The following is a 24008-nucleotide window of genomic DNA, read 5'->3' on the forward strand; positions in this document are numbered from 1 at the left end:
AGCTCATTCAGCGACCGGGCGGCCAGCATGAAAAGGGCCGCCCGAAGGCGGCCCTTGGATCACGCGCCTGGCCGGGGGGCTCAGCCGCCGCGCTTGGCCCGGGCGAAGGCGTCGGCCAACGCGTTGTTGGCCGGCGGCGCGCTGGTGCCGCCACGCGGCGCGGCCGGTGCAGCGCGGCCCCCTTGGCGCGCCCCGCCCCCACCGTCACGGCGCGGGCCGCCAGCCGGGCGGGCATCGCGTTCGCCGGGGGCCTTGGCCGGGGCCGGGCTGTCGTCCAGGCGCCGGGTCAGTGCGATGCGCTTGCGCGCCACGTCGACCTCCAGCACCTTGACCTTGACGATGTCGCCGGCCTTGACCACGTCACGCGGGTCCTTGACGTAGGTGTCGGACAGCGCGGAGATGTGGATCAGGCCATCCTGGTGGACGCCGATGTCGACGAAGGCACCGAACGCGGCCACGTTGCTGACCACGCCTTCCAGGATCATGCCCGGCTTGAGGTCCTTGATCTCTTCCACGCCGTCGGCGAAACGCGCGGCCTTGAACTCCGGGCGCGGGTCGCGGCCGGGCTTCTCCAGCTCCTTGAGGATGTCGCGCACCGTCGGCACACCGAAGTTCTCATCGGTGAACTGCTCGGCCTTGAGCCCGCGCAGGAAGCTGCCGTCACCGATCAGCGCCTTGATCGGACGCGCGGTCAGGGCCACGATCCGCTCGACCACCGGATACGCTTCCGGGTGCACCGAGGACGCATCCAGCGGCTGGTCGCCATCGGCGATGCGCAGGAAGCCGGCGCACTGCTCGAAGGTCTTGTCACCCAGGCGCGGCACTTTGAGCAGGTCCTTGCGGCGCTTGAACGGACCGTTCTCGTCGCGGTGCCGCACGATGTTGTCAGCCACGGTGGAGGACAGGCCCGACACCCGCGACAGCAGCGCTGCCGAGGCGGTATTGACGTGCACGCCCACCGCGTTGACGCAGTCTTCCACGCGCGCATCCAGCGCGCGCGCCAGGCGGTACTGGTCCACGTCGTGCTGGTACTGGCCCACGCCGATCGCCTTGGGTTCGATCTTGACCAGCTCGGCCAGCGGATCCTGCAGGCGGCGGGCGATCGACACGGCCCCGCGGATCGACACATCCAGGTCCGGGAATTCCTTGGCCGCGAACTCGGACGCCGAATACACCGACGCACCGGCTTCGCTGACCACGATCTTCTGCAGGCTGGTTTCACCCAGCGCCTTGATCACGTCCCCGGCCAGTTTGTCGGTCTCACGGCTGGCGGTGCCGTTGCCGATCGCGATCAGCTCCACGTTGTGCTTCATGCACAGCTGCTTGATCGTATGCAGCGACTGGTCCCACTGCCGGCGCGGTTCGTGCGGGTAGATGGTGTCGGTGGCGACCAGCTTGCCGGTGGCATCCACCACGGCGATCTTGCAGCCGGTGCGGATGCCCGGGTCCAGCCCGAGCACGGTCTTGGGGCCGGCCGGCGCTGCCAGCATCAGGTCCTTGAGGTTGTCGCCGAACACCGCGATGGCCTCGGCTTCGGCCTTTTCGCGCGCCTGGTTGAACAGGTCCAGCAGCAGGTGCATGTGCAGCTTGGCGCGCCAGGTCAGCCGGCAGGCGTCGAGCAGCCAGCGGTCGCCCGGGCGCCCGGCGTCGCGGATGCCGGCCTTGAAGGCCACGCGGCCCTCGGCGTAGACGTGCCCGGCCTCCGCGTCGCTGCCCGGGTCGAGCTCGAGGAACAGGATCTCCTCGCGGCGCGCGCGGAACAGCGCCAGCAGGCGGTGCGAGGGAATCTTCGCCAGCGATTCGGCGTGTTCGAAGTAGTCGCGGTACTTGGCGCCCTGCTCTTCCTTGCCCTCGGCAACGCGGGCGCGGATCACGCCCTGCTCGCCCAGCCAGCTGCGCAGTTCGCCCACCAGCGCGGCGTCTTCACCCCAGCGCTCCATCAGGATCGCGCGGGCGCCTTCCAGCGCGGCCTTCGTGTCGGCCACGCCCTTGTCGGTGTCCACGAACCCGGCCGCGAACACCTGCGGGTCGCGGGTGGGATCGGCCAGCAGGCCGTCGGCCAGCGGCTCCAGCCCCGCTTCGCGGGCGATCTGTGCGCGGGTGCGGCGCTTGGGCTTGTACGGCAGGTAGAGGTCTTCCAGGCGCGACTTGGTGTCGGCCCCGAGGATGTCGCTGCGCAGCTCGTCGGTGAGCTTGCCCTGTTCGTCGATGCTGGACAGCACCGCCGCGCGGCGCTCCTCCAGCTCACGCAGGTAGGTCAGGCGCGTTTCCAGGTTGCGCAGCTGGGTGTCATCCAGGCCACCGGTGATTTCCTTGCGGTAGCGCGCGATGAACGGGACGCTGGCGCCCTCGTCGAGCAGCGCGATGGCGGCACGCGCCTGGGCTGCTTGGGCACCGATTTCGTCGGCGATGGTCTGGGCGATCTGCTGGGCGAGCTTGATGTCTGGCATTGCTTCCGGCCGTGGCCGCTATGCGGAAACCCCGATTGTGGCAACGCACGGCGGCGGGGGGAACCCGTTGACAGTGCGCCCCGAACCTGTCGCCGACCGGGTAGTGCCGGCCGCTGGCCGGCTCTTCATGACCCATAAACCGGGCACGGTAGTGCCGGCCGCTGGCCGGCTCTTCATGACCCATAAACCGGGCACGGTAGTGCCGGCCGCTGGCCGGCTCTTCATGACCCATGGACCAGGCACGGTAGTGCCGGCCGCTGGCCGGCTCTTCATGACCCATAGACCGGGCACGGTAGTGCCGGCCGCTGGCCGGCTCTTCATGACGTCAAGGTGATGCGTGGAGCCGGCCAGCGGCCGGCACTACATCTCGTTGCTGCTTGGAGCCGGCCAGCGGCCGGCACTACATCTCGTTGCTGCTTGGAGCCGGCCAGCGGCCGGCACTACATGCGTCAGGGGTTGCTTGGAGCCGGCCAGCGGCCGGCACTACGCGGTGTTTCAGCGGTAATGCTGCGCGGCGCGCAGCATGACCGATTCGTCGCGCATCGACTCCAGCGCCATCACCCGGATCTTGCCGATCCCCTGCAGTTCCATGAACCGCTCGGTGTAGATCTCCGGACCCGCTGCGGTATCGGCGCGGGACTTGCTGAATCCATGGGGCACCAGGCCCTTGTCGCCATCCTTGCTACCACCGACATAAAGAACGATTGCCATGTGATGTGTTCCTCCAATAAACGTCATGCATGTACAACAGCGTGCAGCTTAACGCGCCGAACCTGACTGATCTGTCATCAGCCTAATAACCGTTGTTTTCATGCAGATGACGCAGCGCTACGGCCACCAGCCGCGCCCGGTCATCGCATACACATCGGCCGCGCGCTCGAACGGGTTGCGCGCGCTCACCCCACCGCACAGCAGGTACACGGGCAGGTACAGCGGTCCCAGCACCATGTACTGGTAGATGTGTGCCCGTTCATGGTCGTGCAGGCCGATGACCGGTTCGCTGCAGTGCCCGGCCTGGTGGGCATAGGTGCGGCACGGCACGTCCAGGACCGGGCCGGTGTGCAGGATCACGTTGCCCAGGGTGATCGCCCCGCCCGGTCCCCACGGCCAGTCACGGAACACGATGGCCAGGTCGCGCCGGTTCAACGACGGCCGCGCGCCGGCCACCATCCCGGCTACGCCACCGAGGAGTCCGATCAGGGTGTTGGGCACGGTCCAGAACACGCCCAGCCCCTGCAGGACGCGCAGCGCCGTGGGCGCCAGGCTCAATCGGCCTCGTTGGGGATCAGCAGCCACAGGATCAGGTAGACCAGGATGCCGGGGAACGCGGCCGAGGCCAGCGACACCACCACGAACAGCACCCGCAGCAGGGTCACGTTCCAGCCGAACCGGTGGGCGATGCCGCCCATCACCCCGGCGATCATGCGGTCGTTGAGCGAGCGCGACAGCGTGCGCGGCGCGGTGGTGTTCATGGCAGGGTCCTCCGGCAGTGGAAGGGCTACGTTAGCGCACCGGATGTGTAGCGGGCGCGGTGGACTGGCGCAGCGCTTTCAGCCGCGCCCCGAACCATGCCGCAGCGGTCTGCTCGGGCTGGCCCGGACAGGCGATCCGGTACGGCGTGCCACTCATGCTGCTCTGGCTGGCGGCGCGCTCGATGAACTGCTCGGCCGTGTCCACCTTGTCCTTCTTCAGCAGGTAATCGTACTTGCGCTGCAGGTGCGCACGCGCCTCGGCGGCGTCATGCCAGCTGCCATTGCGCTGGAAGCGGCAGCTGGAGCCATCCAGCGCACCGACCAGCCCGGCAATCTCGCGGCGGGCGGTCTCGCTGGGCGCCGCCTGCGCGGTGCCGGCCAGGGCCAGTGCCAGGGCGGCAGCGGCCATCACGTGACGGTTCATGGCGTGCGTTCCTTCAGCCAATCGGTGATGGTGGCCGGCACCTCACGCTGCGCGCGGCCGGACACGTAGATGCCGATATGGCCGCCGCGGAAGCTGCTTTCGGTGTAGTCCGTGCTGCCAATGCGCCCACGCAGCGCCCGCGACGCGTCCGGTGGCACCAGGTGGTCCTGTTCGGCATAGATGTTCAGCACCGGCAGCGTGACCTGGGCCAGCTGCACGGTCTCGACCCCGATGCGCACCCCGTCGTGCATCAGCCCGTTGCCCTGGTAGAACTGCTTGATGAAGTCACGGAAGGCCTCGCCGGCCAGGTCGGGTGAATCGAAGATCCACTTTTCCATGCGCAGGAAATCTTCCAGCGCCGCCTTGTCGTCGAGGATGTCCAGCAGGCCCACGTACTTCTGCACGTTGAGCCGGAACGGCTTGAGCATCAGGTAGCTGGCGTTCATCAGGTCGGCCGGGATGTTGCCCAGCGTATCGACCAGAAGGTCCACATCGACCTGGCGCGCCCAGTGCGACAGCATGTTGTCCGGCGTCTGGAAGTCCACCGGGGTCACCATCGTCACCAGGTTGGCCAGCTTGGGCTGGCGCAACGCGGCATAGCACAGCGCGAACACGCCGCCCTGGCAGATGCCGAGCATGTTGATCGGTGCGCCGTCGTTGGCGGCCACCAGATGGTCCACCGCGCCATCGACGAAACGCAGCAGGTAGTCCTCCAGCGTCTGGTAGCGCTCGGAGCGGTCCGGGTACCCCCAGTCGAGCACATACACGTCGTGCCCCAGCGCCAGCAGCCGCTGCACCAGCGAGCGGTCGGCCTGCAGGTCGACCATGTAGGGGCGGTTGACCAGCGCATACACGATCAGCAGCGGGGTGCGCTGTACCGGCGCTTCGTCGCCGACGAACCGGTAGAGCGCCACCTTGCCATCGCGCCACACTTCCTCGCGTGCGGTGGCGCCGTAGTCCACGTCGTCCACCTCGGGCAGCAGCTTCAGCCCGTCCATCAACTTGCGTTGCATGGACAGCGTTTCCTGCAGCAGGTCCTCGGCGTTGAACCCCAGCGGTCCCTTCATGGCGACGCCTTGCGCGCGCGCGGCCGGGCTGGCTTGTCGGGTTTGACCACTTTTGCGCTGGCGGCCTTGGCCGGTTTGGCGGCCTTGGCCGGCTTGGCGGGCTTGGCCGTTTTCGCCGGCTTGACGGGCTTGGCCGGTTTCGCGGGCTTGGCCGGTCTGGCCGGTGCTGCCGACGAGGCAGGGGCAGCGCCGGCGGCCATGCGCCGGACCAGTCGCTCCAGCTCGGTGATGCGCCGGTGCGCGGCATCCATCTCGGTGCGGGTGGGCATGCCGATCGACTCGCAGAGCCGCTCGACTTCCTGCTGGGCCGCCCCGCGCAGCCGCATCTGGGCGTTGCCCAGCGATGCATAGACCTGCTGGAAGGGCTCGGACAGGGCGACCTTGGCATAGGCCTCCTCGGCCACCTCTATCCACAGGTCGAACATCGCGCGTGCGCTGGTCAGCTGGTTGCCGGGTTGTTCGTGCTCGGCCAGGCGCTGTTCGAACAACGTGAACGCGTCGTCCAGCGCCTGCTTGATCTGGTCCACGTAGTCGCGCGCATGGCCCTGGTACTCCTGCTGCGCACGCATCAGCGCCTGCCAGCGCGCCTGGTGTTCGCGCGCCGGCCCGAACGCCGGGCTCTGCAGCCACGGGCCAAGCGCATGCTGCAGGCGTTCCAGCAGCGCCAGCAGGTCCGGCCCGCCGGGCTGGGTGTGGCCACGGGCGCCCTGCAGCATCCACTGCAGCAGGCCGTCGCCCTGCCCTTCCACGGCTTCGCGCCAGGCCTGGGCGATATCGGCACTGCTGCTGTCCTGGCCGGCAAAGCGCGCGGCCACCTTCTGCATCGTGCCGTACCAGCCACCGGCCTGGTCGCGGAAGCGGTGCACGGCGTCTTCGGATTGCCGGGTGCCCGGGTTGGACATCAGCTGCGCCCAACCCTCGATGGTCTGCTGCCAGCTGCCCGGCCCGGCGCCAGCCGCGTCGCCCTGCGGCGGCACGGCGGCATGCCGCAGCGCATCGCCCCAGGCGCTGAAGTACTGCCGCGCCAGGGCTTCGATGTCGCCGGCGTCGTGGCCGCTTCCGGCAGTGCTCATCGCAGCGCTCCACAGGGGCAGGACAAGGGCGGGAACATCAACGGGCTCCGGGTCACGGCTTGGGAATGCGCAGTGTCTTGCTGATCATCAGCGAGCCGGACAGCGCGAACAGCAGCACCAGTGGGTGCAGCTGCCACGGGCCCAGCTGCCAGCGGCCCAGCCACAGGTCGTGGCCGATCGCGCCCATGCTGGCCGCCACCGCCAGCACCACCACCAGCGCCAAGCTGGTGGGAATGGGCGTGCCTTCGAAATACGGCACCTTGTCGCCATCGCCGGCCAGCGACTCCGCGGTGACGTTGTAGCGGGCCAGACGGCTCACGCCGCAACACACGAAATAGCTCAGCACCAGCCAGTCCCAGCCGCCCTGCATGCCACAGGCGTACGCCAGCGCGGCCGGGGCCACGCCGAAGGAGATCACGTCCGACAGCGAATCCAGCTCGCGGCCCAGGGTCGAGCTGGATTTGCGCCAGCGCGCGATGCGGCCATCCAGCGCGTCGAAAATGAAGGCCAGCGGAATCAGCGCCATGCCAAACAGCAGGTAGCTGCGCTCCCCGTCCTGCAGGAACCGCATCGCCGCGAACACCGCACCGGTACCGCAGAACGCATTGGCCAGGGTGAACCAGTCGGCCAGCTGGAACTCGCGCAGCATCGTGAAGTGACGTTTCATGGAGGCTCTTTGGACGGCAATGGCAAGAGAGTACCGCGACGGCCCAAACCGGGACAGCCTTCACGGAAGGCGACCCTTCGCGCGACGCTCACGGGACAACGACATGCGGTGAATTTTTAGCCACCCATCTTGACAGCCAAGGCGGCTGGTCGCTGCCGGCGCTTATCCACAAACTTACGCACCGGTCATCCACACCCCCTGTGGATAAGCCGGCACGCTCGGCCCAAGGCGCCAGCCGGACCGGGTCAGGCGTCAGAGACGGGTGTACGACCAGGACTGCATCGCACCGTCGCGATACGGCATGACCCCGTGGAAGGGCCGCGGGTCGCCGTCGAACACCAGCGGCAGGAACTGGCGGTCGCCTTCCCACAGTGGCAGCTGCTCCAGCTTGTCCACGTCCACCCACTCCAGGCTACCCTCGGGATTGGCGGTCAGCGGGGTGCCGGTGTAGTCCTCGATCACGAACACGAAGCCGAACCAGTCTTCGCCCTGCTTGCCGAAGCCCGGCCAGCTGATGGTGCCGCGCATGCGCATGGTGCCGCAGACGATCCCCGCTTCCTCCAGGATTTCCCGGCGCATGCCCGCCGCCACGTCTTCATCGCGCTCCACCTTGCCGCCCAGGCCGTTGTATTTGCCCAGGTGCTGGTCACCGGGCCGGGCGTTGCGGTGGATCATCAGGACTTGCTTGCCATCGGGCGACAGCACGTAGCCAAGGGTGGCCACGATCGGGGTATAGGGCATGACGCACGGGCTCGGGAACACAAACGCCGATTATGCGCGATCCGCGCAGGGGCGGCGTTTCAGCCGGTCACGCGGCTGCGCTGGGTGTCGGCCGGGGCCGCCAGCGCATCGCCATCGCGGCGCAGGGTGGCCACGCCGTGGCCGCGCTCGGCCAGGTATTCCAGCCATTTGCCCAGGAAGGTGTTCATGCGCATGCGGTGGCTGATCAGCTCGGCCGGCGGCGGGTACATCCCCACCACGTCCTGCCAGCGACGGCCCACGTAGCAGTGGGTGGTCTCGGCCTGGCGCGCGTCGCGGTACAGGCGCACGTACGCCGACGGGTCCGGCTGGCCGGTGACCGGGTCCGCGAAGTCGTAGGTCAGGCGCAGTTCCACCGTGTACCGGTGGCACTCGATGACGTCCAGGCGCACGTCCAGCCCGTCACCCACCGAGGAGACATAGCTGCCGGGCACCAGCTCGGCCGGCGCGAACAGCCGCACCAGGTGCTGGTAGTTCTCGGCGTACAGCCCCATCAGCCAGCTCAGGCGGCTGAGCCGGGGGATGCGTTCGATACGGGGCGATGCCTGGGCCATGTCTCGATCCTACACGTTGGACTCTCAAACGTGGGGACGGCGGAGACCGGCCAAAAGGGGCGCGGCCCGGTCACGACCGACGGTCGTGACCTGCCGGTTCATGGGCGGCTCAATACAGTTCGCGCTGCAGCCCCAGCGTCCCCAGCACCTTGCTGGAGATCTCCTCGATCGAGGTGTGGGTGGTGCTCAGGGTCGGGATGCGCTCCATGCGGAACATGGTCTCGGCCGCAGCCACCTCGCGCTTGCAGGTGTCCAGGTTGGCATAGCGCGAGTTCGGGCGGCGCTCCTGGCGGATCTGCTGCAGCCGGTCCGGGTCGATGGTCAGGCCGAACAGCTTCTTGCGGTAGGGCCGCAGCCGGGGTGGCAGGCGGTCCTGCTCCAGGTCCTCATCGGTCAGCGGGTAGTTGGCCGCCCGCACCCCGTAATGCAGCGCCAGGTAGATGCAGGTCGGGGTCTTGCCGGCCCGCGACACCGCTACCAGGATCACATCGGCATCGTCGTAATTGATGGCGATCCCATCGTCGTGGGTCAGCGCGAAGTTCATCGCGTTGATGCGGCGGTGGTAGGTCTCGAAGTCCACCATGCCGTGGGCCTGGCCGACCCGGGAATGGCGGTTCACCGCCAGTTCGCGCTCCAGCGGCTCGATGAAGGGGGCGAAGACGTCAAGCATCAACCCGCCACTTTCGGCCAGGATGATGCTCAGCCCGCTGTCCACGCAGGAGCTGACCACGATGGGGCGCACCTGGTAGCGCTCCCCCGCCGCCCGGATCCGTTCACAGGCTTCGCGGGCCTTTTCGGGGTCATCGACGAACGACATTCGATCGGTAATGAAGCTGAACCCGGAGAACTGGGTCAGCAGGCTATGTCCAATGGTTTCAGCGGTGATACCGGTTCCATCGGAGACGTAGAACACCGGACGGATCGTCGACATGTGCCTTTTTACCCCTCTGCAGCTTAAAAAGGCCGTCGATTCAAGCTTGTGCCGACGGCGGTCTGCCCTGCATCATATCGGCTTCTTCCTACGGACGTGGCCATCCAAGCCCGCCTCGGGCGATGGCCAAACGGAGCATCGCGCTTGAACGAGAATATCCTGTGGTTGCACGAACTGCGCTTGGCCGACCTGGCCCGCGTAGGCGGCAAGAATTCGTCGCTGGGCGAAATGATCGGCAATCTTGCCGGTCTGGGGGTGTCTGTCCCCGGCGGTTACGCAACCACCGCTGAAGCCTTCAAGGACTTCATCGCGCACAACGATCTGTCCAAGCGCATTTTCGACAAGCTGGCCACGCTGGACGTGGAAGATGTCGCTGCGCTGACCGTGGCCGGCAAGGAAATCCGCGGCTGGGTGATCGATGCCCCGCTGCAGCCGCAGCTGGACCAGGACATCCGCACTGCCTACAAGCAGCTGTGCGACGAAAACGGCGGCGGCGACGTAGCCGTTGCGGTGCGCTCCTCGGCCACCGCCGAGGATCTGCCCGATGCCTCCTTCGCCGGCCAGCAGGAAACCTTCCTCAACGTGACCGGCGCCGACGATGTCGTGCTCAAGGTCAAGGAAGTGTTCGCCTCGCTGTACAACGATCGCGCCATTGCCTACCGCGTGCACCACGGCTTCAAGCATGAAGACGTGTTCCTGTCCTCGGGCGTGCAGCTGATGGTGCGCTCGGGCGTGGGTTCGTCCGGCGTGCTGTTCACGCTGGACACCGAATCCGGTTTCCGCGACGTGGTGTTCGTGACCTCGAGCTTCGGCCTGGGCGAAATGGTCGTACAGGGCGCGGTCAATCCCGACGAGTTCTACGTCTACAAGCCCACGCTCAATGCCGGCAAGCCGGCGATCCTGCGCCGTTCGCTCGGCAGCAAGGCGATCCGCATGGTGTATTCGGATGTCCCCGGTGAGCGCGTGCGCATCGAAGACACCCCGGTCGGGATCCGCAACACCTTCTCGATCAGCGACGAAGACGTGCAGGAACTGTCGAAGCAGGCGCTGATCATCGAAAAGCACTACGGCCGCCCGATGGATATCGAGTGGGCCAAGGATGGCGTGAGCGGCAAGCTGTTCATCGTGCAGGCGCGTCCGGAAACGGTGAAGTCGCGTGGCCACGCCACCCAGATCGAGCGTTTCGCGCTGAGCCAGAAGGACGGCAAGGTGCTGGCCGAAGGTCGCGCCGTGGGTGCCAAGATCGGCGCCGGTGTGGCGCGCGTGGTCAAGTCGCTGGACGACATGGCCCGCGTGCAGCCAGGTGACGTGCTGATCGCCGACATGACCGACCCCGACTGGGAGCCGGTGATGAAGCGTGCGTCGGCCATCGTCACCAACCGGGGTGGCCGTACCTGCCACGCCGCGATCATCGCGCGTGAGCTGGGCGTGCCGGCCGTGGTCGGTTCGGGCAACGCCACCCAGCTGATCCAGGACGGGCAGGAAGTCACCGTCAGCTGCGCCGAGGGCGACACCGGCTTCATCTACGACGGCATCCTGGAGTTCGAGCGCACCACCACCGATCTGGGCAACATGCCGCCGGCACCGCTGAAGATCATGATGAACGTGGCCAACCCGGAACGTGCCTTCGACTTCGGCCAGCTGCCGAACGCGGGCATCGGCCTGGCGCGCCTGGAGATGATCATTGCCAGCCACATCGGCATCCATCCCAACGCACTGCTGGAGTACGACCGCCAGGATGCGGCCACCAGGAAGAAGATCGACGAGAAGATCGCCGGCTACGCCGACCCGGTCAGCTTCTATGTGAACCGCCTGGCCGAAGGCATCGCCACCCTCACCGCCTCGGTCGCGCCGAACCCGGTCATCGTGCGCCTGTCGGACTTCAAGTCCAACGAGTACGCCAACCTGATCGGCGGCAGCAACTACGAGCCGCACGAAGAGAACCCGATGATCGGCTTCCGCGGCGCGAGCCGTTATGTCGACCCGAGCTTCTCGGCCGCCTTCGCACTGGAGTGCCAGGCCGTGCTGCGCGTGCGCAACGAGATGGGCCTGGACAACCTGTGGGTCATGATCCCGTTCGTGCGCACGCTGGAAGAAGGCCGCAAGGTGATCGAGGTGCTGGAACAGAACGGCATCAAGCAGGGCGAGAACGGCCTGAAGATCATCATGATGTGCGAAGTGCCGTCCAACGCACTGCTCGCCGATGAGTTCCTGGAGATCTTCGATGGCTTCTCGATCGGCTCCAACGACCTGACCCAGCTCACCCTGGGCCTGGACCGCGATTCCTCGATCGTGGCCCACCTGTTCGACGAGCGGAACCCGGCGGTGAAGAAGCTGCTGTCGATGGCGATCAAGGCTGCTCGCGCCAAGGGCAAGTACGTCGGCATCTGCGGCCAGGGCCCGTCCGACCATCCGGACCTGGCCGAGTGGCTGATGCAGGAAGGCATCGAGTCGGTGTCGCTGAACCCGGACACCGTGGTCGACACCTGGCTGCGCCTGGCCAAGTTGAAGGCCAAGGGCTGATAACGAAAAACCCCGCTTCGGCGGGGTTTTTTGTGCGTCCAACTGCTCGGGCACCTGACCGTAGAGCCACGCCCTGCGTGGCTGCTCTCCGTTCCGGCGCCGCGAAGCCACGCAGGGAGTGGCTCTACCCGGTCGGGCGCCGCGAAGCCACGCAGGGCGTGGCTCTACCCGGTCGGGCGCCGCGAAGCCACGCAGGGCGTGGCTCTACCCGGTCCGGCACCAGGAATGCGGGATTACGCCTCCACCCCTTCCGCGATGGGATAGTCGGTGAATCCGGCTTCTGCCCCACCAAAGAACGTGGCCTTGTCCGGCGCGTTCAACTCCAGGCCGTGTTGCAGGCGCAGCGGCAGGTCGGGGTTGGCGATGAAGGGACGGCCAAAACCGATCAGGTCCGCCCAGCCCTTCGCCAGCGCTTCCTCGGCGCGCTCGACGGTGTACTTGCCGGCGTAGATCAACGTGCCGCGATAGATCATCCGCAAGGCTTCCTTGAACGCCACCGGCATCACCGGGGCATCGTCCCAGTCTGCTTCGGCGATGTGCAGGTAGCCCACGCCGATGCTGTCCAGCACGTGCGCGGCAGCCAGGTAGGTGGCCTGCGGGGTGTCGTCCACCGCGCCCTGCAGCGTGGTCAACGGAGCCAGCCGCACGCCTACGCGGTCGGCACCCACTTCGGCGGCAACTGCCTCGGTGACCTCGCGCAGGAAGCGCAGCCGGTTCTGCAGCGGGCCACCGTAGCCATCGGTGCGCTGGTTGGCCTGCGAATCGATGAACTGGTTGATCAGGTAGCCGTTGGCACCATGCAGTTCGACGCCGTCGAAACCGGCCTCGATCGCGTTGCGCGCGGCCTGTGCGAAATCGCGCACGATCCCCGGGATCTCCTCGATCTTCAGTGCACGCGGCATGGAATGCTGCACCATCTCGCCCACCCCGCCCTGCGGGCCGGTGCCATGCGCATCGACGAAGACCTTGACGCCCTCGGCCTGGAGGGCGGACGACGACACCGGCGCCCCACTGTCCGGCTGCAGCGCGGTGTGCGAGACCCGGCCCACGTGCCAGAGCTGGGCAAAAATGCGCCCGCCGGCGGCATGCACCGCGTCGGTCACCGTACGCCAGCCGGCGATCTGCGCCGGGTCATGGATCCCCGGGGTCCAGGCATAGCCCTGCCCCTGCGGGCTGATCTGGGTGCCCTCGCTGACGATCAGGCCGGCGCCGGCGCGTTGGGCATAGTACGCGGCCATCAGGGGCGTGGCCACGTTGCCATCACCCGCACGCGAGCGCGTCATCGGCGGCATCACGATACGGTTGGGCAGCGTCAGCGCGCCCAGGCGATAGGGGGAGAAAAGCATGGGAATCCTTGGGGGAAAGTCTGGTGCAAGGATGGGGATCGCAGGCGCGTGCAAACAGGCCCGCCAGCGCAAAACAGTTGTGCCGCGGGTGCAATGATCCGTAGCGGCACGCCGCGCGTGTCCCACGCCAACCGTCGGAAGGAGGCGCGCTGGCTTCGGGTGGGCTGCGGGGGACACGCATGGCGTGTCGCTACGGGCGCTGTCCCGCCAGCATTGCGTATGCCGCACGCACCGTTTCGTAGCCGTACTGCCGCTCCAGGCGACGCACGATGAAGTGGCCGCGCGCCATGTCCTGGTAGTAGTCGGTGAACATGGTATTGAGGGTTGCCCCGGCGACCGCGCCGATGATCGGCACCGCCTGCGCGGCGAACTTCTCGGTCACCACCACGCCGAAGCGTGCGGCCACCTTCTCCACGATCTTGGCCAGCCACTTGCCGGCCTCCTTCGGGGTCAGGCCGATCATCACTCCGCCACCGCCCACCGCCGCGCCGGCCAGTTCTGCCGAGAGGTGGCGCATCACTTCGGCGGTGAAGCCGCGGGTGATGTAGTAGCCGGTCTCGCTGGCATCGTCCTCGCCGGAGTGTCCGCCCAGGGCAAACACTTCCAGGCACGCGTGGCGTGTCTCCATCTCGCGCAGGTCGAAGCCTTCGCTGCGGGCCACATCGGCCACCGAGCGCATCATGATCGTGGTCGACACCGGCAATTCGAGGAACAGCGCGGTGAAGCCGAAGGCCCCGCCCACCGCACCGCTGGCGGCAGCGGCCAGCTTGTGCCAGCGCGTGGAAGCGGCCTTGCCGGGCGTGTTGTCCATGCTCCACAGCGCGGCCTGCGCCGATTTGAACAGCGCGGCCTCGACCGCCCCGTGAATCCGCCGCGACACCGACTGCGGCAGCTTCTTCACCGCGAATTCCAGCGGTGAACCGATCAGGTTGGCCATCTTGGCCGTCAGCGTGGGCGACTCCAGCAGGGCGACCGCCCTTTCCAGGTCCGCCCAATCCTGCGAGGTCGGCAGGATCTGCGATTCCAGCGGCGGCGGCGTGATGCTGACGATATGGGTCATGGCCCGATGATAACCCTGCCCGCTTGAACACAACGTGCCGGTAGTGCCGGCCGCTGGCCGGCTACCACGATGCAGCCAGAGGTAGTGCCGGCCGCTGGCCGGCTCCGCACGATGCAAACAGAACCAGGTAGTGCCGGCCGCTGGCCGGCTCCCCACGATGCAAACAGACCCAGGTAGTGCCGGCCGCTGGCCGGCTCCGCTTGATGCAAACAGAGCCAGGTAGTGCCGGCCGCTGGCCGGCTCCGCTTGATGCAAACAGAACCAGGTAGTGCCGGCCGCTGGCCGGCTCCGCTTGATGCCGGACATACGTGGAGCCGGCCAGCGGCCGGCACTACCGTTTCGGGCCGGACATACGTGGAGCCGGCCAGCGGCCGGCACTACCGTTTCGGGCCGGATATCCGTGGAGCCGGCCAGCGGCCGGCACTACGATTTCGAGCGGAGCCGGCCAGCGGCCGGCACTACGATTTCGAGCGGAGCCGGCCAGCGGCCGGCCATCCGTCAGGCCGCCGGCAGCCCCGACAGCGCACCCATGAACTGCCGGTAGTGGCGCAGCTCGGCAATCGAATCGTGCACGTCGCTCAGCGCCGTATGGCTGGCGGTCTTGCCCACGCCGGCGGCCACCGACGGTGCCCAGCGCTTGGCCAGTTCCTTCACCGTGGACACGTCCAGGTTGCGGTAATGGAAATACTTCTCCAGCCGCGGCATTTCACGGTGCAGGAACCGGCGGTCCTGGCAGATCGAATTGCCGCACATCGGCGAGGCACCCGCCTTGATCCACTGCGCCAGGAAATTCACCGTCTGCGCTTCGGCGTGGCCCAAGGTGATCTGGCTGTCGACCACACGCTGCCACAGGCCCGAACGGCGATGCTGGGTGCGGTTCCATTCGTCCATCGCTTCCAGGCGCTCCACCGGGTGGTGGATGGCGAACTCCGGGCCTTCGGCCAGCACGTTCAACTGCGCGTCGGTGACCACGGTAGCGATCTCGATGATCGCGTCGTTGTCGGTATCCAGACCGGTCATTTCCAGGTCGATCCAGATCAGTCGTTCGCCTTCTGCGCCGTTGTCCGCCATGTCTTCGCCTTGTGCAGGGGCCAACGTCGCAACGCCGGCCTGGGTGTGTAGGACGCCATGATACCGCCTTGGCGGCGTGCCTCCGTCGTGAAAACGCACGCGACGTGGCGGACTTATTCCAGCAGCAGCGGCGGTTTGCCGCGCTTGGCGCGGAAATAGTTGGTCAACCGCGTGCTTGCCTGCTTGGCCAGCACGCCGCCGTGCACTTCCACGCGATGGTTGTGGCGTGCATCGCCCAGCAGGTCGAACACGCTGCCACAGGCGCCGGTCTTGGGGTCGCTGGCGGCATAGACCAGCCGCGCCACGCGGGCATGCACCACCGCCATCGCGCACATCGCGCAGGGCTCCAGGGTCACGTACAGCGTGCTGCCCAGCAACCGGTGGTTGGCCAGCGCCCGCCCCGCCTGCCGCATCGCCACGATCTCGGCATGCGCGCTGGGGTCGTGGTCGGCGATGTTGAGGTTCCAGCCCTCGCCCAGCACCGTGCCATCGGCCGCCACCAGCACCGCACCCACCGGAATCTCGTTGAACTCGCGCTCGGCGCGTTCGGCCAGCTGCAGCGCGTGCTGCATCCAGTGTTCGTCCTGGTCGTGGACCGGCACGCCCAGCGGCGGCGGCGGTGGCAGGCGCTCAACCATGGCCATCGCTCTTGCGCACGAAGGCCTCGAACGCGGCCAGGGTGGCCTCGCTGACGTGATGCTCGATGCCCTCGGCATCGCGGCGCGCCGAATCCGGATCCACGCCCAGTGCCAACAGGAAACGCTCCACGGTCTGGTGGCGCGCGCGCATCTCCACCGCCAGCTGCTCGCCGGCCGGGGTCAGGAACACGCCCCGGTACGGTCGCTGTACCGCCCAGCCTTCCTTGACCAGGCGCTTGAGCGCCTTGGCCACGGTGGGCTGTGCCACGCCCAGACGGGTTGCGATATCCACCTGCCGGGCCTCACGGCCGTCGGCGATGAGGTCGGCGATCAACTCCACGTAGTCTTCCACCAGCTCCGAACGGCGCGCCTCGCGCACCTGCACGAATCCCTCGACGTGCACCTGGGCATCGATCAGCGGGGTCGGCGTCTTGCGGCTGGCGGGGGTCATGCAGGCTCCGTCGTGCGGCTGCCAATGGCAGGCATCGGCAGCAGGGCACCCAGTTTACCGTAGTGGCAGGCCATGCCTCTCTGCGTGGCAGGCCATGCGTGTCCAGGTGGCGGCCATGCCCGTCAGCGCCGCCGTCGCCCCGCCTCAGCGCACCCGGCGCTGCAGACGGGTTTCGAACAGGACTTCACCGTCCAGATTGCGTGCCACCAGGGTGCCACCGTGCGCCCGCGCGAACTCGTGGGCGATGAACAGCCCCAGGCCCAGCCCACGGCTGTCGTGGAAACTCGCCTTGAACGGCTCGAACAGGCGCGGCAGCAGCGCCTCCGGAATCTGCCCGTCGTTGCGCACCTGCAGCCGCAGCGGTTCGTTCGGCGCCCCCTCCACCTTCACCTGCACCGGCGCCGTGCCACCGTGCAGCACGGCATTGCCGATCAGGTTGGAGAGCAGTTGCGCCAGCCGGTCCGGGTCGCCCTGCAAACGGGTGTCGCCTTCGACATGCAGCTCGATCCGGGCCTGCGGATGCGCGCGACCGATCTCGGCCACCACCGCGCCGGCCACCTCGGCCAGGTCGCACTCGTCCGGCTGGATGCGCAGGCCGCCACTGCGGATGCGCGAGAAATCAAGCAGCTGCTCGACCATCCGCGCCATGCGCTGGGCACTGTTTTCCAGGTGCACCAGGGTCTGCTGCACCGCCGGCTCATCGGGTACGTCCAGCGACAGCTTGTCGGCACACAGCAGGATGGCCGACAGCGGCGTGCGCAGGTCGTGGGTAAGCACCGCCATCATGGTTTCGTTGAGCGTGAGCGCGCGCTCCAGCGCATGGTTGCGCGCCTTGAGCAGCTGCTTCTGCTGGTAGAGCTCGATGAACACGTTGACCTTGCTCATGATCACCTGCGGCTCGATCGGCTTGTGCAGGAAATCCACCGCGCCACTCTCGTAGCCCTTGAAGGCACGCACCGGATCATTCGGCGAGGCGGTGAGGAAGATGATCGGCACATCCCGGCTGCGCTGCGAACCGCGCATCAGCTCGGCCAGCGAGAAGCCGTCGATTTCGGGCATGTGCACGTCAAGCAGCGCCAGCGCCACTTCATGTTCGAGCAGCAGTTCAAGTGCCTCGGCACCGGACGCGGCACACAGGATATCCAGTCCATCACGACGCAGCAGCGCTTCCATCGCCACCAGGTTCTGCGGCACATCGTCCACGATAAGCAGGTTGACGCGATCGGAGACAGGCGCCGAGGTGGGCTCGATCAGGTTCATCGGGTAAGGCCTTTCATGCGCGAGCATAGAGAAGAGAGCGTCAGCACCGCATCGGCGCCGGCGTGGGCCAGCGCGGCCGCGGGCATTATCGGGGAATAGGCATCATCGGGACTCTGGATCCAGGCCTGGCCACCGGCCTGGCGCACGGCTGCAACGCCCGCGCTGCCATCGTTGCTGGCCCCGGTCAGCAGGATCGCCAGCACCGTGTTCCCAAACGCCTCGGCCGCGCTTACGAACAGGGGATCGATCGCCGGGCGCGAATACAGCACCGGCGGGTCCACCGACAGCGCCAGGCTGTGGCGGTCCTCCACCAGCAGGTGATAGTCCGGCGGCGCGAAGGTCACCGTGCCGGCGACAAGCGGCTGCTTGTCCTCGGCCTCGCGCACCGGCAGCGGGCAACGCACGTCGAGCAGGTCGACGATCCGGCTGGGACGGTCACGCGGCAGGTGCAGCACCACCAGCACCGGCATCGGCAGCGTGGCGGGCATGGCGCTCAGCAGCGCCTGCAGCGCGCTCACGCCACCGGCCGAGGCCCCCACCACGACCAGTTCGAATTCCTGTGCCGACGGCGTGGTCATCAGGCCAGCTTCCGGTACAGGCGCTGCTCGCGCGCGCAGGGCTCAAACGCGTCCGCATGCTCGCCGAACTGCAGCGATTCCTTGCTGCCCAGGCCAAGGAAGCCACGGTGCACCAGCGCCTCGTGGAACAGCCCGATGGCGCGGTCCTGCAGGGCGCGCTGGAAGTAGATCAGCACGTTGCGGCAGGACACCAGGTGCACTTCGGAGAACACCGTGTCGGTGGCCAGGCTGTGGTCGGCAAACACGATGTTGCGCTTCAGGCGCCGGTCGAACACCACGCTGCCATAGCCGGTGCTGTAGTAGTCGGACAGCGAGCCGCTGCCGCCGGCCTCCAGGTAGTTGCGGCTGAACTGCGCCATCCGGTCCAGGGTGAATGCACCCGTCTCGGCCGCTTCCAGCGCTTCCGGATTGATGTCGGTGGCGTAGATGATGGCGCGGTCCAGCAGCCCTTCTTCCTGCAGCAGGATGGCCAGCGACCAGACTTCCTCGCCGGTGCTGCAGCCGGCGATCCATACCTTGATCGACGGGTAGGTGCGCAGCACCGGGATGACGTGTTCGCGCAGCATGCGGAAGTACGCCGGGTCACGGAACATCTCCGAGACCTGCACCGTGAAGTACTGCATGGCCAGCGCGAACGTCTCCGGCTCGTGCAGCAGCCGGTGCTGCAGCGCCCCCATGGTGTCGCAGTCGAAACGGGCCATCGCATGGCGCATGCGCCGCCGCAGCGACGCCAGCGCGTAGTCGCGGAAGTCGTAGTGGTAGCGCTGGTACACCGCCTCCAGCAACAGGCGCAGTTCCAGGTCGAAGAGCTCGGCCTCGTTCATCGGCGCGAGCACCACACACGGCACAACGACACCAGCTTGTCCACGTCGATCGGCTTGGCGATGTAGTCATTGGCACCGGCCTGCAGGCAGTGCTCGCGGTCATCGGGCATGGCCTTGGCGGTCAGGGCGATGATCGGCAGGTCGCGCCAGCGGTTGTCGCGGCGGATCTCGCGCATGGCGGTCAGGCCGTCCATCTCCGGCATCATGATGTCCATCAGCACCAGATCGATGTCCGGGCGCAGCTTGTCCAGCGCCTCGCGGCCATTGCGTGCGATTTCCAGCTTCACGCCGAGGGGCTCCAGCACGCTGGACAGCGCGAAGATGTTGCGCACGTCGTCCTCGGCCAGCAGCACGGTGCGGCCGTCCAGCACCGCGTCGCGGCGCCGCGCTTCGCGCAGCAGGCGCTGCTGGTCGCTCGGCAGCGAGGCTTCCACGCTGTGCAGGAAAAGGGTCACCTCGTCCAGCAGGCGTTCGGGCGAACGCGCGCCCTTGATGATGATGCTCTTGGAATAGCGGCGCAGGCGCTGCTCTTCGTCGCGGGTCAGCGCACGACCGGTGTAGACGATGACCGGCGGGAAGGCGACCGCCTCGTTGCCGGCCATGTGTTCGAGCAGGTCGTAGCCGGTGCCGTCCGGCAGCGCCAGGTCGGTGACCATGCAGTCGAAGGTGGAGCTGCCCAGCTCGGCCATCGCTTCTGCAATGGTGCCCACCGCGGTGATCTCCAGCTGGTCGCGCCCGAGCAGCAGCTGCAGGTTGGAGCGCAGTTCGCTGTCGTCCTCCACGATCAGCAGGCGACGCACGTCGCGCTCGCTGGTCGCCTCCAGCTGCTGGATCGCCTCCACCAGGCGTTCGCGCGTGGCCGGCTTGATCACGTAGCCGATGGCGCCCAGTTCCATCGCCACCTGCGAACGCTCCAGACCGGATACCACGTGCACCGGAATGTGGCGGGTGGCGGGGTCGCGCTTCAGCCGCTCCAGCACGCTCAGGCCCGACACATCGGGCAGGCCGATGTCGAGCAGGATCCCGTTCGGGCGCAGCTCGGTGGCCAGGGTCAGCGCTTCCTCGGCGGTCTGCGCGGCCACGCAGTCGAAGTCCAGCTCGTGGGCCATGTTCACCAGTGCCTCGGCGAAGACCACGTCATCCTCCACCACCAGGATCATCCGGCCGGTACGGCTGCGTCGGCCACGGTCGTCGGCCACGCGGGGGGCCTGCACCGGCGACGCACCGTCATGTGCCGAACCGAACACGGCGGCCGGCGCCTGCACCGGCGTCGGCGCGGGCGCAGCGCGCACGTCGGGGGCCGCCGAAGGTGGTGCCGAGGCGGCCACCAGCGGCAGTTCCAGGGTGAAGCAGCTGCCACGGCCCGGCTCGCTGGCCACCGCGATGCTGCCACCCATGCGCGCGGCCAGGTCGCGCGAGATCGACAGGCCCAGGCCCGTGCCGCCGTAGCGCCGGCGCGTGCTGCCATCGGCCTGGCGGAAGGCCTCGAAAATCACCTCGGTCTGCGCCTGCGCGATGCCGATGCCGGTATCGCTTACCGCGAAACGGATACGCCCCGCCCCCGAGCCACTGACCACCAGCGAGACGCTGCCGTGTTCGGTGAACTTGACCGCGTTGGCCAGCAGGTTCTTCAGGATCTGCTGCAGGCGCTGGCTGTCGGCCACCAGCTGGGTCGGCGCATCGGCCTCGGCATGGATACGCAGCGCCAGCCCCTTCTGTGCCGCCAGCGGCTCGAAAGTCTCCTTCAACCGCTGCAGCACGCTGGACACCGCCAGGTTCTCTTCGGCCAGCTCAACATGCCCCGCCTCGATCCGCGACAGGTCCAGGATGTCGTTGATCAGCGCCAGCAGGTCGTTGTTGGAGGAATGGATGGCCTGCGCGTACTTGACCTGCTCTTCGGTAAGCGTGCCGTCCTTGTTGTCCGACAACAGCTTGGCCAGGATCAGCGAGCTGTTCAGCGGCGTGCGCAGTTCGTGCGACATGTTGGCCAGGAACTCGGACTTGTAGCGCGAGCTGGCCTCCAGTTCCTTGCTGTTCTGCACCAGCTGCGCCTGCGCCAGCAGCAGCGCCTGCTGGCGCGCTTCCAGCTCATGGGTGCGCTCTTCGAGCTGCACGTTGGTCTGCTCCAGCTCGGCCTGCTGCTGTTCCAGGTTGGCCTGCGAATGCAGCAGGCTGCGGCTCTGCTCTTCCAGTTCCTCGTTGGCCACGCGCAGTTCTTCCTGCTGCGTCTGCAGCTCCTCGCTCTGGCGCTGGGTTTCTTCCAGCAGCTCCACCAGCTGCGCGCGCAGCAATGCCGTGCGCATCGCCACGCCGAGTGGTTCCGCGCACTGCGTCAGCAGGTCCAGCTCCAACCCACGCGCAGGCGAGATGCCGGCGCGGCCCAGCTCGACCAGGCCCACCACCACGCCATCGGCGGTCACCGGCCCGAGCAGGCGCTGGTGCACCGGAGTGCGGCCCAGCGCGGTTTCGATGTGCAGCACGCTGTCGCTTTCTTCCAGACGGCGCGGCTCACCCAGGCGCACCACCTCGCCCCACTGCCCCGCGGCGGTGGGCAACGACTCCGGCAGCTGCGGCGGCAGCGCCGCGCCCCCCACCAGCACCAGCCGGTCGCCCTGCAGGCGGTACAGCGCGCCGACATCGGCATTCAGCCGCGCGCACAGGGCGCGCATGGCCTCGTTGGCCAGCGTGCGGGGCTCCGGGTCGCCGCGCAGGCTTACCGTCACCGCGTTCTCGCCTTCCTGCAGCCACAGCGCGTCCGCGGCCGTGCGGCGTGCCTGGATGGCCTTGATCACGGTCAGCGCCATCAGCAGGAAGCACACCCCACCGATGCTGCGGTTGACGAACGAAAATGCCGAATTGGTGCTGGCCGGCGCCACGTTGTAACCCACCGCCAGCAGCACGCAGGAACCCACCGCCACCAGCAGCGGCACCTCCAGCCGGCGCTGGAACAACGTGATGCCCACCGCCATGAAATAGGTCAGCCAGACCGCATACCCCAGCGGAACCACCAGCTCCAGGCCGAGCGTAAAAGCCATCAGGCCCGCCGAAGCCAACCAGATCCAACGGTCGCGAGCGGTCGGTGCAGCGTTCATGCAGTGTCCCGTCAAAAAATGGTTTCTGATGTTACCCGAACCGTGAATGCGGCGTTATACGACAATTGGCGGCGCGATAGATTCCGTTCTTGACATGATCTTCACACCACGGCTCATACGGTTCAGCCCCTTACAGGGGAGTACAACCGCCGCCGTGGTCCAGGCCGTCACCGCCGTTGCGTCGCTCGCAGATGAACGTCTGCAGTTGAAGCTGTTGATCGACCATGTCTCTGACCATGCGATCTACCTGCTCGACGCGGACGGCCGTATCCGCAGCTGGAACCGGGGCTGCGAGCGGGTCAAGGGCTACACCGCCGAGGAGGCGGTAGGGCAGCATGTGGACCTGTTCTATTCCCCCGAAGACCGGGTCCTTGGCCTGGCCCGCGATACGCTTGCCCGCGCCGGCGAGCAGGGCCGCTTCACCGGTGAAGGCTGGCGGGTGCGGCGCAGCGGCGAGCGCTTCCGCGCCAGCGAGGTCATCGAGGCGGTGCGCGAGAATGGCGCCCTGCTCGGCTTCGTCAAGGTCACCCAGGACATCACCGAGCGCTACCACGCCCAGCGGCTGCTGCAGGACGCCCAGCGCGCCCGTGAGCAGCTGCAGCAGTTCGAGGGCGTTGGCCGGCTTACCCGCGGGCTGGCCCATGAATTCAACAATCTGCTGACCACCATCGGCAACGCGCTGGATCTGATCGCGCTGCGCCCCACGGCCGACGCGCGTACCCACGAACTGGCCGAGCTGGCCCAGGCCGCCGCCGACCGCGGCTCCCTGCTCACCCGGCAGCTGCTGGCCTTCTCGGCCGATCAGACCCTGGTCCGTGAACCGCTTCAGGTAGCGCGCCTCTTCCAGGAGGAACTGCCTGCCCTGCAGCGCGCCTGTCCGCGTAACATATTGCTGCGTCTGGAAGTGCCTTTCGACCTACCGCAGATCACCACCGATGGCGTACAGTTGCATACCGCTGTGTTGAACCTGCTGCTCAACAGCTGCGAAGCGATGCCCCAGGGCGGCACGATCACGATCACCGCCCGGGTCGAGCAGCGCCTCGCACCGGACCTGGCCAATCCCACCCAGCGCCGCTACGTTGCCATTGCGGTGACCGATGATGGCGAGGGCATGCCACCGGAAATCGCCGAGCGCGCCAGCGAACCGTTCTTCACCACCAAGGAAGTCGGCAAAGGCAGCGGTCTGGGCCTGAGCCAGGTGTTTGGATTCGTTTCCCAGTGCGACGGATTCGTCGATGTACAGACCGCGCCCGGGCGCGGCACCACCGTTCGTTTGTTGTTACCTGCCATTGAGGAAGTCGCGCATGTCTGAGCCCCTTCGCGTGTTGATGGTCGAAGACCAGCAGGACCTGCGCGAGTTGATCGGCCAGGCCTTGCAGGATTTCGGCATCGAGATCCACACCGCCGACGACGGCCCTGCCGCGCTGCGCCTGATCCAGGAGCCGGGTGGTTTCGACGTCGTGTTCAGCGACATCAGCATGCCCAACGGCATGAGCGGCGTGGAGCTCAGCGAGCATGTCGCCACGAAACTGCCCAATGCGCGCATGATCCTGGCGTCCGGCTATGCCCGCTCCCAGCTTCCGCCCCTGCCTGAACACGTGGAATTCCTGCCCAAGCCCTATCGGCTTCGCCAGCTCGTGGCCCTGCTCCAGGCGCCTGCACCGTCGCACTGACCGGGCGGCCGGCGTGAATGCTTCATGCCTGAACGCACTGCTTCACATGGAGTCGGCACGATCGGGCTGATAGTGGCCGTGTACTCCGTATGACA

General features: G+C 67.4%; 23 protein-coding genes. 3 read left to right on the plus strand and 20 right to left on the minus strand.

Annotated features, from left to right (window positions below; all coding sequences use genetic code 11):
* Window positions 1-80: 80 nt before the first annotated feature.
* The 11 genes from AC3ITN_RS11360 to ppsR all read right to left on the minus strand — a co-directional run bounded on the left by AC3ITN_RS11360 (window position 81) and on the right by ppsR (window position 9397).
* Window positions 81-2450, minus strand: coding sequence for a Tex family protein (locus AC3ITN_RS11360; protein WP_489390565.1), 2370 nt, complete (start codon window positions 2448-2450; stop codon window positions 81-83).
* Window positions 2451-2945: 495 nt separating this feature from the next.
* Entirely contained in the window at window positions 2946-3161 is a 216-nt protein-coding gene (locus AC3ITN_RS11365; RefSeq protein ID WP_489390566.1) for a hypothetical protein, read from the minus strand.
* Window positions 3162-3278: 117 nt separating this feature from the next.
* Window positions 3279-3719, minus strand: coding sequence for a hypothetical protein (locus AC3ITN_RS11370; RefSeq protein ID WP_489390567.1), 441 nt, complete (start codon window positions 3717-3719; stop codon window positions 3279-3281).
* Entirely contained in the window at window positions 3716-3922 is a 207-nt protein-coding gene (locus AC3ITN_RS11375; protein WP_313340860.1) for a PspC domain-containing protein, read from the minus strand. Before AC3ITN_RS11375 ends, AC3ITN_RS11370 begins: the two co-directional genes overlap by 4 nt.
* Window positions 3923-3953: 31 nt before the next feature.
* Entirely contained in the window at window positions 3954-4346 is a 393-nt protein-coding gene (locus AC3ITN_RS11380) for a YfeK family protein (protein ID WP_313340858.1), read from the minus strand.
* The gene (gene phaC, locus AC3ITN_RS11385) at window positions 4343-5413 is read right to left on the minus strand and encodes a class III poly(R)-hydroxyalkanoic acid synthase subunit PhaC (protein ID WP_313340855.1); all 1071 of its coding nucleotides are present in this window, start codon (window positions 5411-5413) and stop codon (window positions 4343-4345) included. Before phaC ends, AC3ITN_RS11380 begins: the two co-directional genes overlap by 4 nt.
* Window positions 5410-6486 carry a class III poly(R)-hydroxyalkanoic acid synthase subunit PhaE gene (gene phaE, locus AC3ITN_RS11390; RefSeq protein WP_489390568.1) on the minus strand — a complete coding sequence of 359 codons (1077 nt, stop codon included), beginning with the start codon at window positions 6484-6486 and terminating at the stop codon, window positions 5410-5412. The genes phaC and phaE overlap by 4 nt, the downstream gene beginning before the upstream one ends.
* A 52-nt stretch (window positions 6487-6538) precedes the next feature.
* Window positions 6539-7153, minus strand: a complete 615-nt coding sequence (locus AC3ITN_RS11395) for a CDP-alcohol phosphatidyltransferase family protein (RefSeq protein WP_313340851.1) — start codon at window positions 7151-7153, stop codon at window positions 6539-6541.
* Window positions 7154-7405: 252 nt separating this feature from the next.
* Entirely contained in the window at window positions 7406-7894 is a 489-nt protein-coding gene (locus AC3ITN_RS11400; protein WP_313340849.1) for an NUDIX hydrolase, read from the minus strand.
* A gap of 59 nt (window positions 7895-7953) precedes the next feature.
* Window positions 7954-8466 carry a DUF1249 domain-containing protein gene (locus AC3ITN_RS11405; protein WP_489390569.1) on the minus strand — a complete coding sequence of 171 codons (513 nt, stop codon included), beginning with the start codon at window positions 8464-8466 and terminating at the stop codon, window positions 7954-7956.
* 109 nt (window positions 8467-8575) lie between these two features.
* Complete coding sequence (gene ppsR, locus AC3ITN_RS11410; protein WP_313340845.1) at window positions 8576-9397, minus strand: posphoenolpyruvate synthetase regulatory kinase/phosphorylase PpsR; 822 nt, start codon at window positions 9395-9397, stop codon at window positions 8576-8578.
* Window positions 9398-9541: 144 nt separating this feature from the next.
* Here ppsR and ppsA point away from each other — a divergent pair, with 144 nt between their 5' ends.
* Window positions 9542-11920, plus strand: a complete 2379-nt coding sequence (gene ppsA, locus AC3ITN_RS11415; protein WP_313340842.1) for a phosphoenolpyruvate synthase — start codon at window positions 9542-9544, stop codon at window positions 11918-11920.
* Window positions 11921-12153: 233 nt separating this feature from the next.
* Here the strand turns inward: ppsA and AC3ITN_RS11420 are convergent, their stop codons facing one another.
* The 9 genes from AC3ITN_RS11420 to AC3ITN_RS11460 form a co-directional block, all read right to left on the minus strand.
* Window positions 12154-13266, minus strand: coding sequence for an alkene reductase (locus AC3ITN_RS11420; protein WP_489390570.1), 1113 nt, complete (start codon window positions 13264-13266; stop codon window positions 12154-12156).
* Window positions 13267-13456: 190 nt separating this feature from the next.
* Window positions 13457-14326 carry an EcsC family protein gene (locus tag AC3ITN_RS11425; protein WP_313340837.1) on the minus strand — a complete coding sequence of 290 codons (870 nt, stop codon included), beginning with the start codon at window positions 14324-14326 and terminating at the stop codon, window positions 13457-13459.
* 498 nt (window positions 14327-14824) lie between these two features.
* Window positions 14825-15397 (minus strand): oligoribonuclease, encoded by a 573-nt coding sequence (gene orn, locus AC3ITN_RS11430; RefSeq protein WP_313341881.1) that lies wholly within the window; start codon window positions 15395-15397, stop codon window positions 14825-14827.
* A 113-nt stretch (window positions 15398-15510) separates the two neighbouring features.
* Complete coding sequence (tadA, locus tag AC3ITN_RS11435; protein WP_313340835.1) at window positions 15511-16035, minus strand: tRNA adenosine(34) deaminase TadA; 525 nt, start codon at window positions 16033-16035, stop codon at window positions 15511-15513.
* Window positions 16028-16486, minus strand: coding sequence for a manganese-binding transcriptional regulator MntR (mntR, locus tag AC3ITN_RS11440; protein WP_313340833.1), 459 nt, complete (start codon window positions 16484-16486; stop codon window positions 16028-16030). Before mntR ends, tadA begins: the two co-directional genes overlap by 8 nt.
* 144 nt (window positions 16487-16630) lie before the next feature.
* Entirely contained in the window at window positions 16631-17746 is a 1116-nt protein-coding gene (locus AC3ITN_RS11445; RefSeq protein WP_313340830.1) for a hybrid sensor histidine kinase/response regulator, read from the minus strand.
* Complete coding sequence (locus AC3ITN_RS11450) at window positions 17743-18327, minus strand: chemotaxis protein CheB (protein WP_489392917.1); 585 nt, start codon at window positions 18325-18327, stop codon at window positions 17743-17745. The genes AC3ITN_RS11445 and AC3ITN_RS11450 overlap by 4 nt, the downstream gene beginning before the upstream one ends.
* Window positions 18324-19172 carry a CheR family methyltransferase gene (locus tag AC3ITN_RS11455; RefSeq protein ID WP_313340826.1) on the minus strand — a complete coding sequence of 283 codons (849 nt, stop codon included), beginning with the start codon at window positions 19170-19172 and terminating at the stop codon, window positions 18324-18326. Before AC3ITN_RS11455 ends, AC3ITN_RS11450 begins: the two co-directional genes overlap by 4 nt.
* Window positions 19145-22240, minus strand: coding sequence for a response regulator (locus AC3ITN_RS11460; RefSeq protein ID WP_489390571.1), 3096 nt, complete (start codon window positions 22238-22240; stop codon window positions 19145-19147). Before AC3ITN_RS11460 ends, AC3ITN_RS11455 begins: the two co-directional genes overlap by 28 nt.
* A 154-nt stretch (window positions 22241-22394) precedes the next feature.
* Here AC3ITN_RS11460 and AC3ITN_RS11465 point away from each other — a divergent pair, with 154 nt between their 5' ends.
* Window positions 22395-23552, plus strand: coding sequence for a two-component system sensor histidine kinase NtrB (locus tag AC3ITN_RS11465; RefSeq protein WP_489392918.1), 1158 nt, complete (start codon window positions 22395-22397; stop codon window positions 23550-23552).
* Window positions 23545-23913, plus strand: a complete 369-nt coding sequence (locus tag AC3ITN_RS11470) for a response regulator (protein WP_313340821.1) — start codon at window positions 23545-23547, stop codon at window positions 23911-23913. Before AC3ITN_RS11465 ends, AC3ITN_RS11470 begins: the two co-directional genes overlap by 8 nt.
* Window positions 23914-24008: the final 95 nt, after the last annotated feature.

The sequence above is a fragment of the Stenotrophomonas sp. KH_036_B genome, assembly GCF_057839485.1.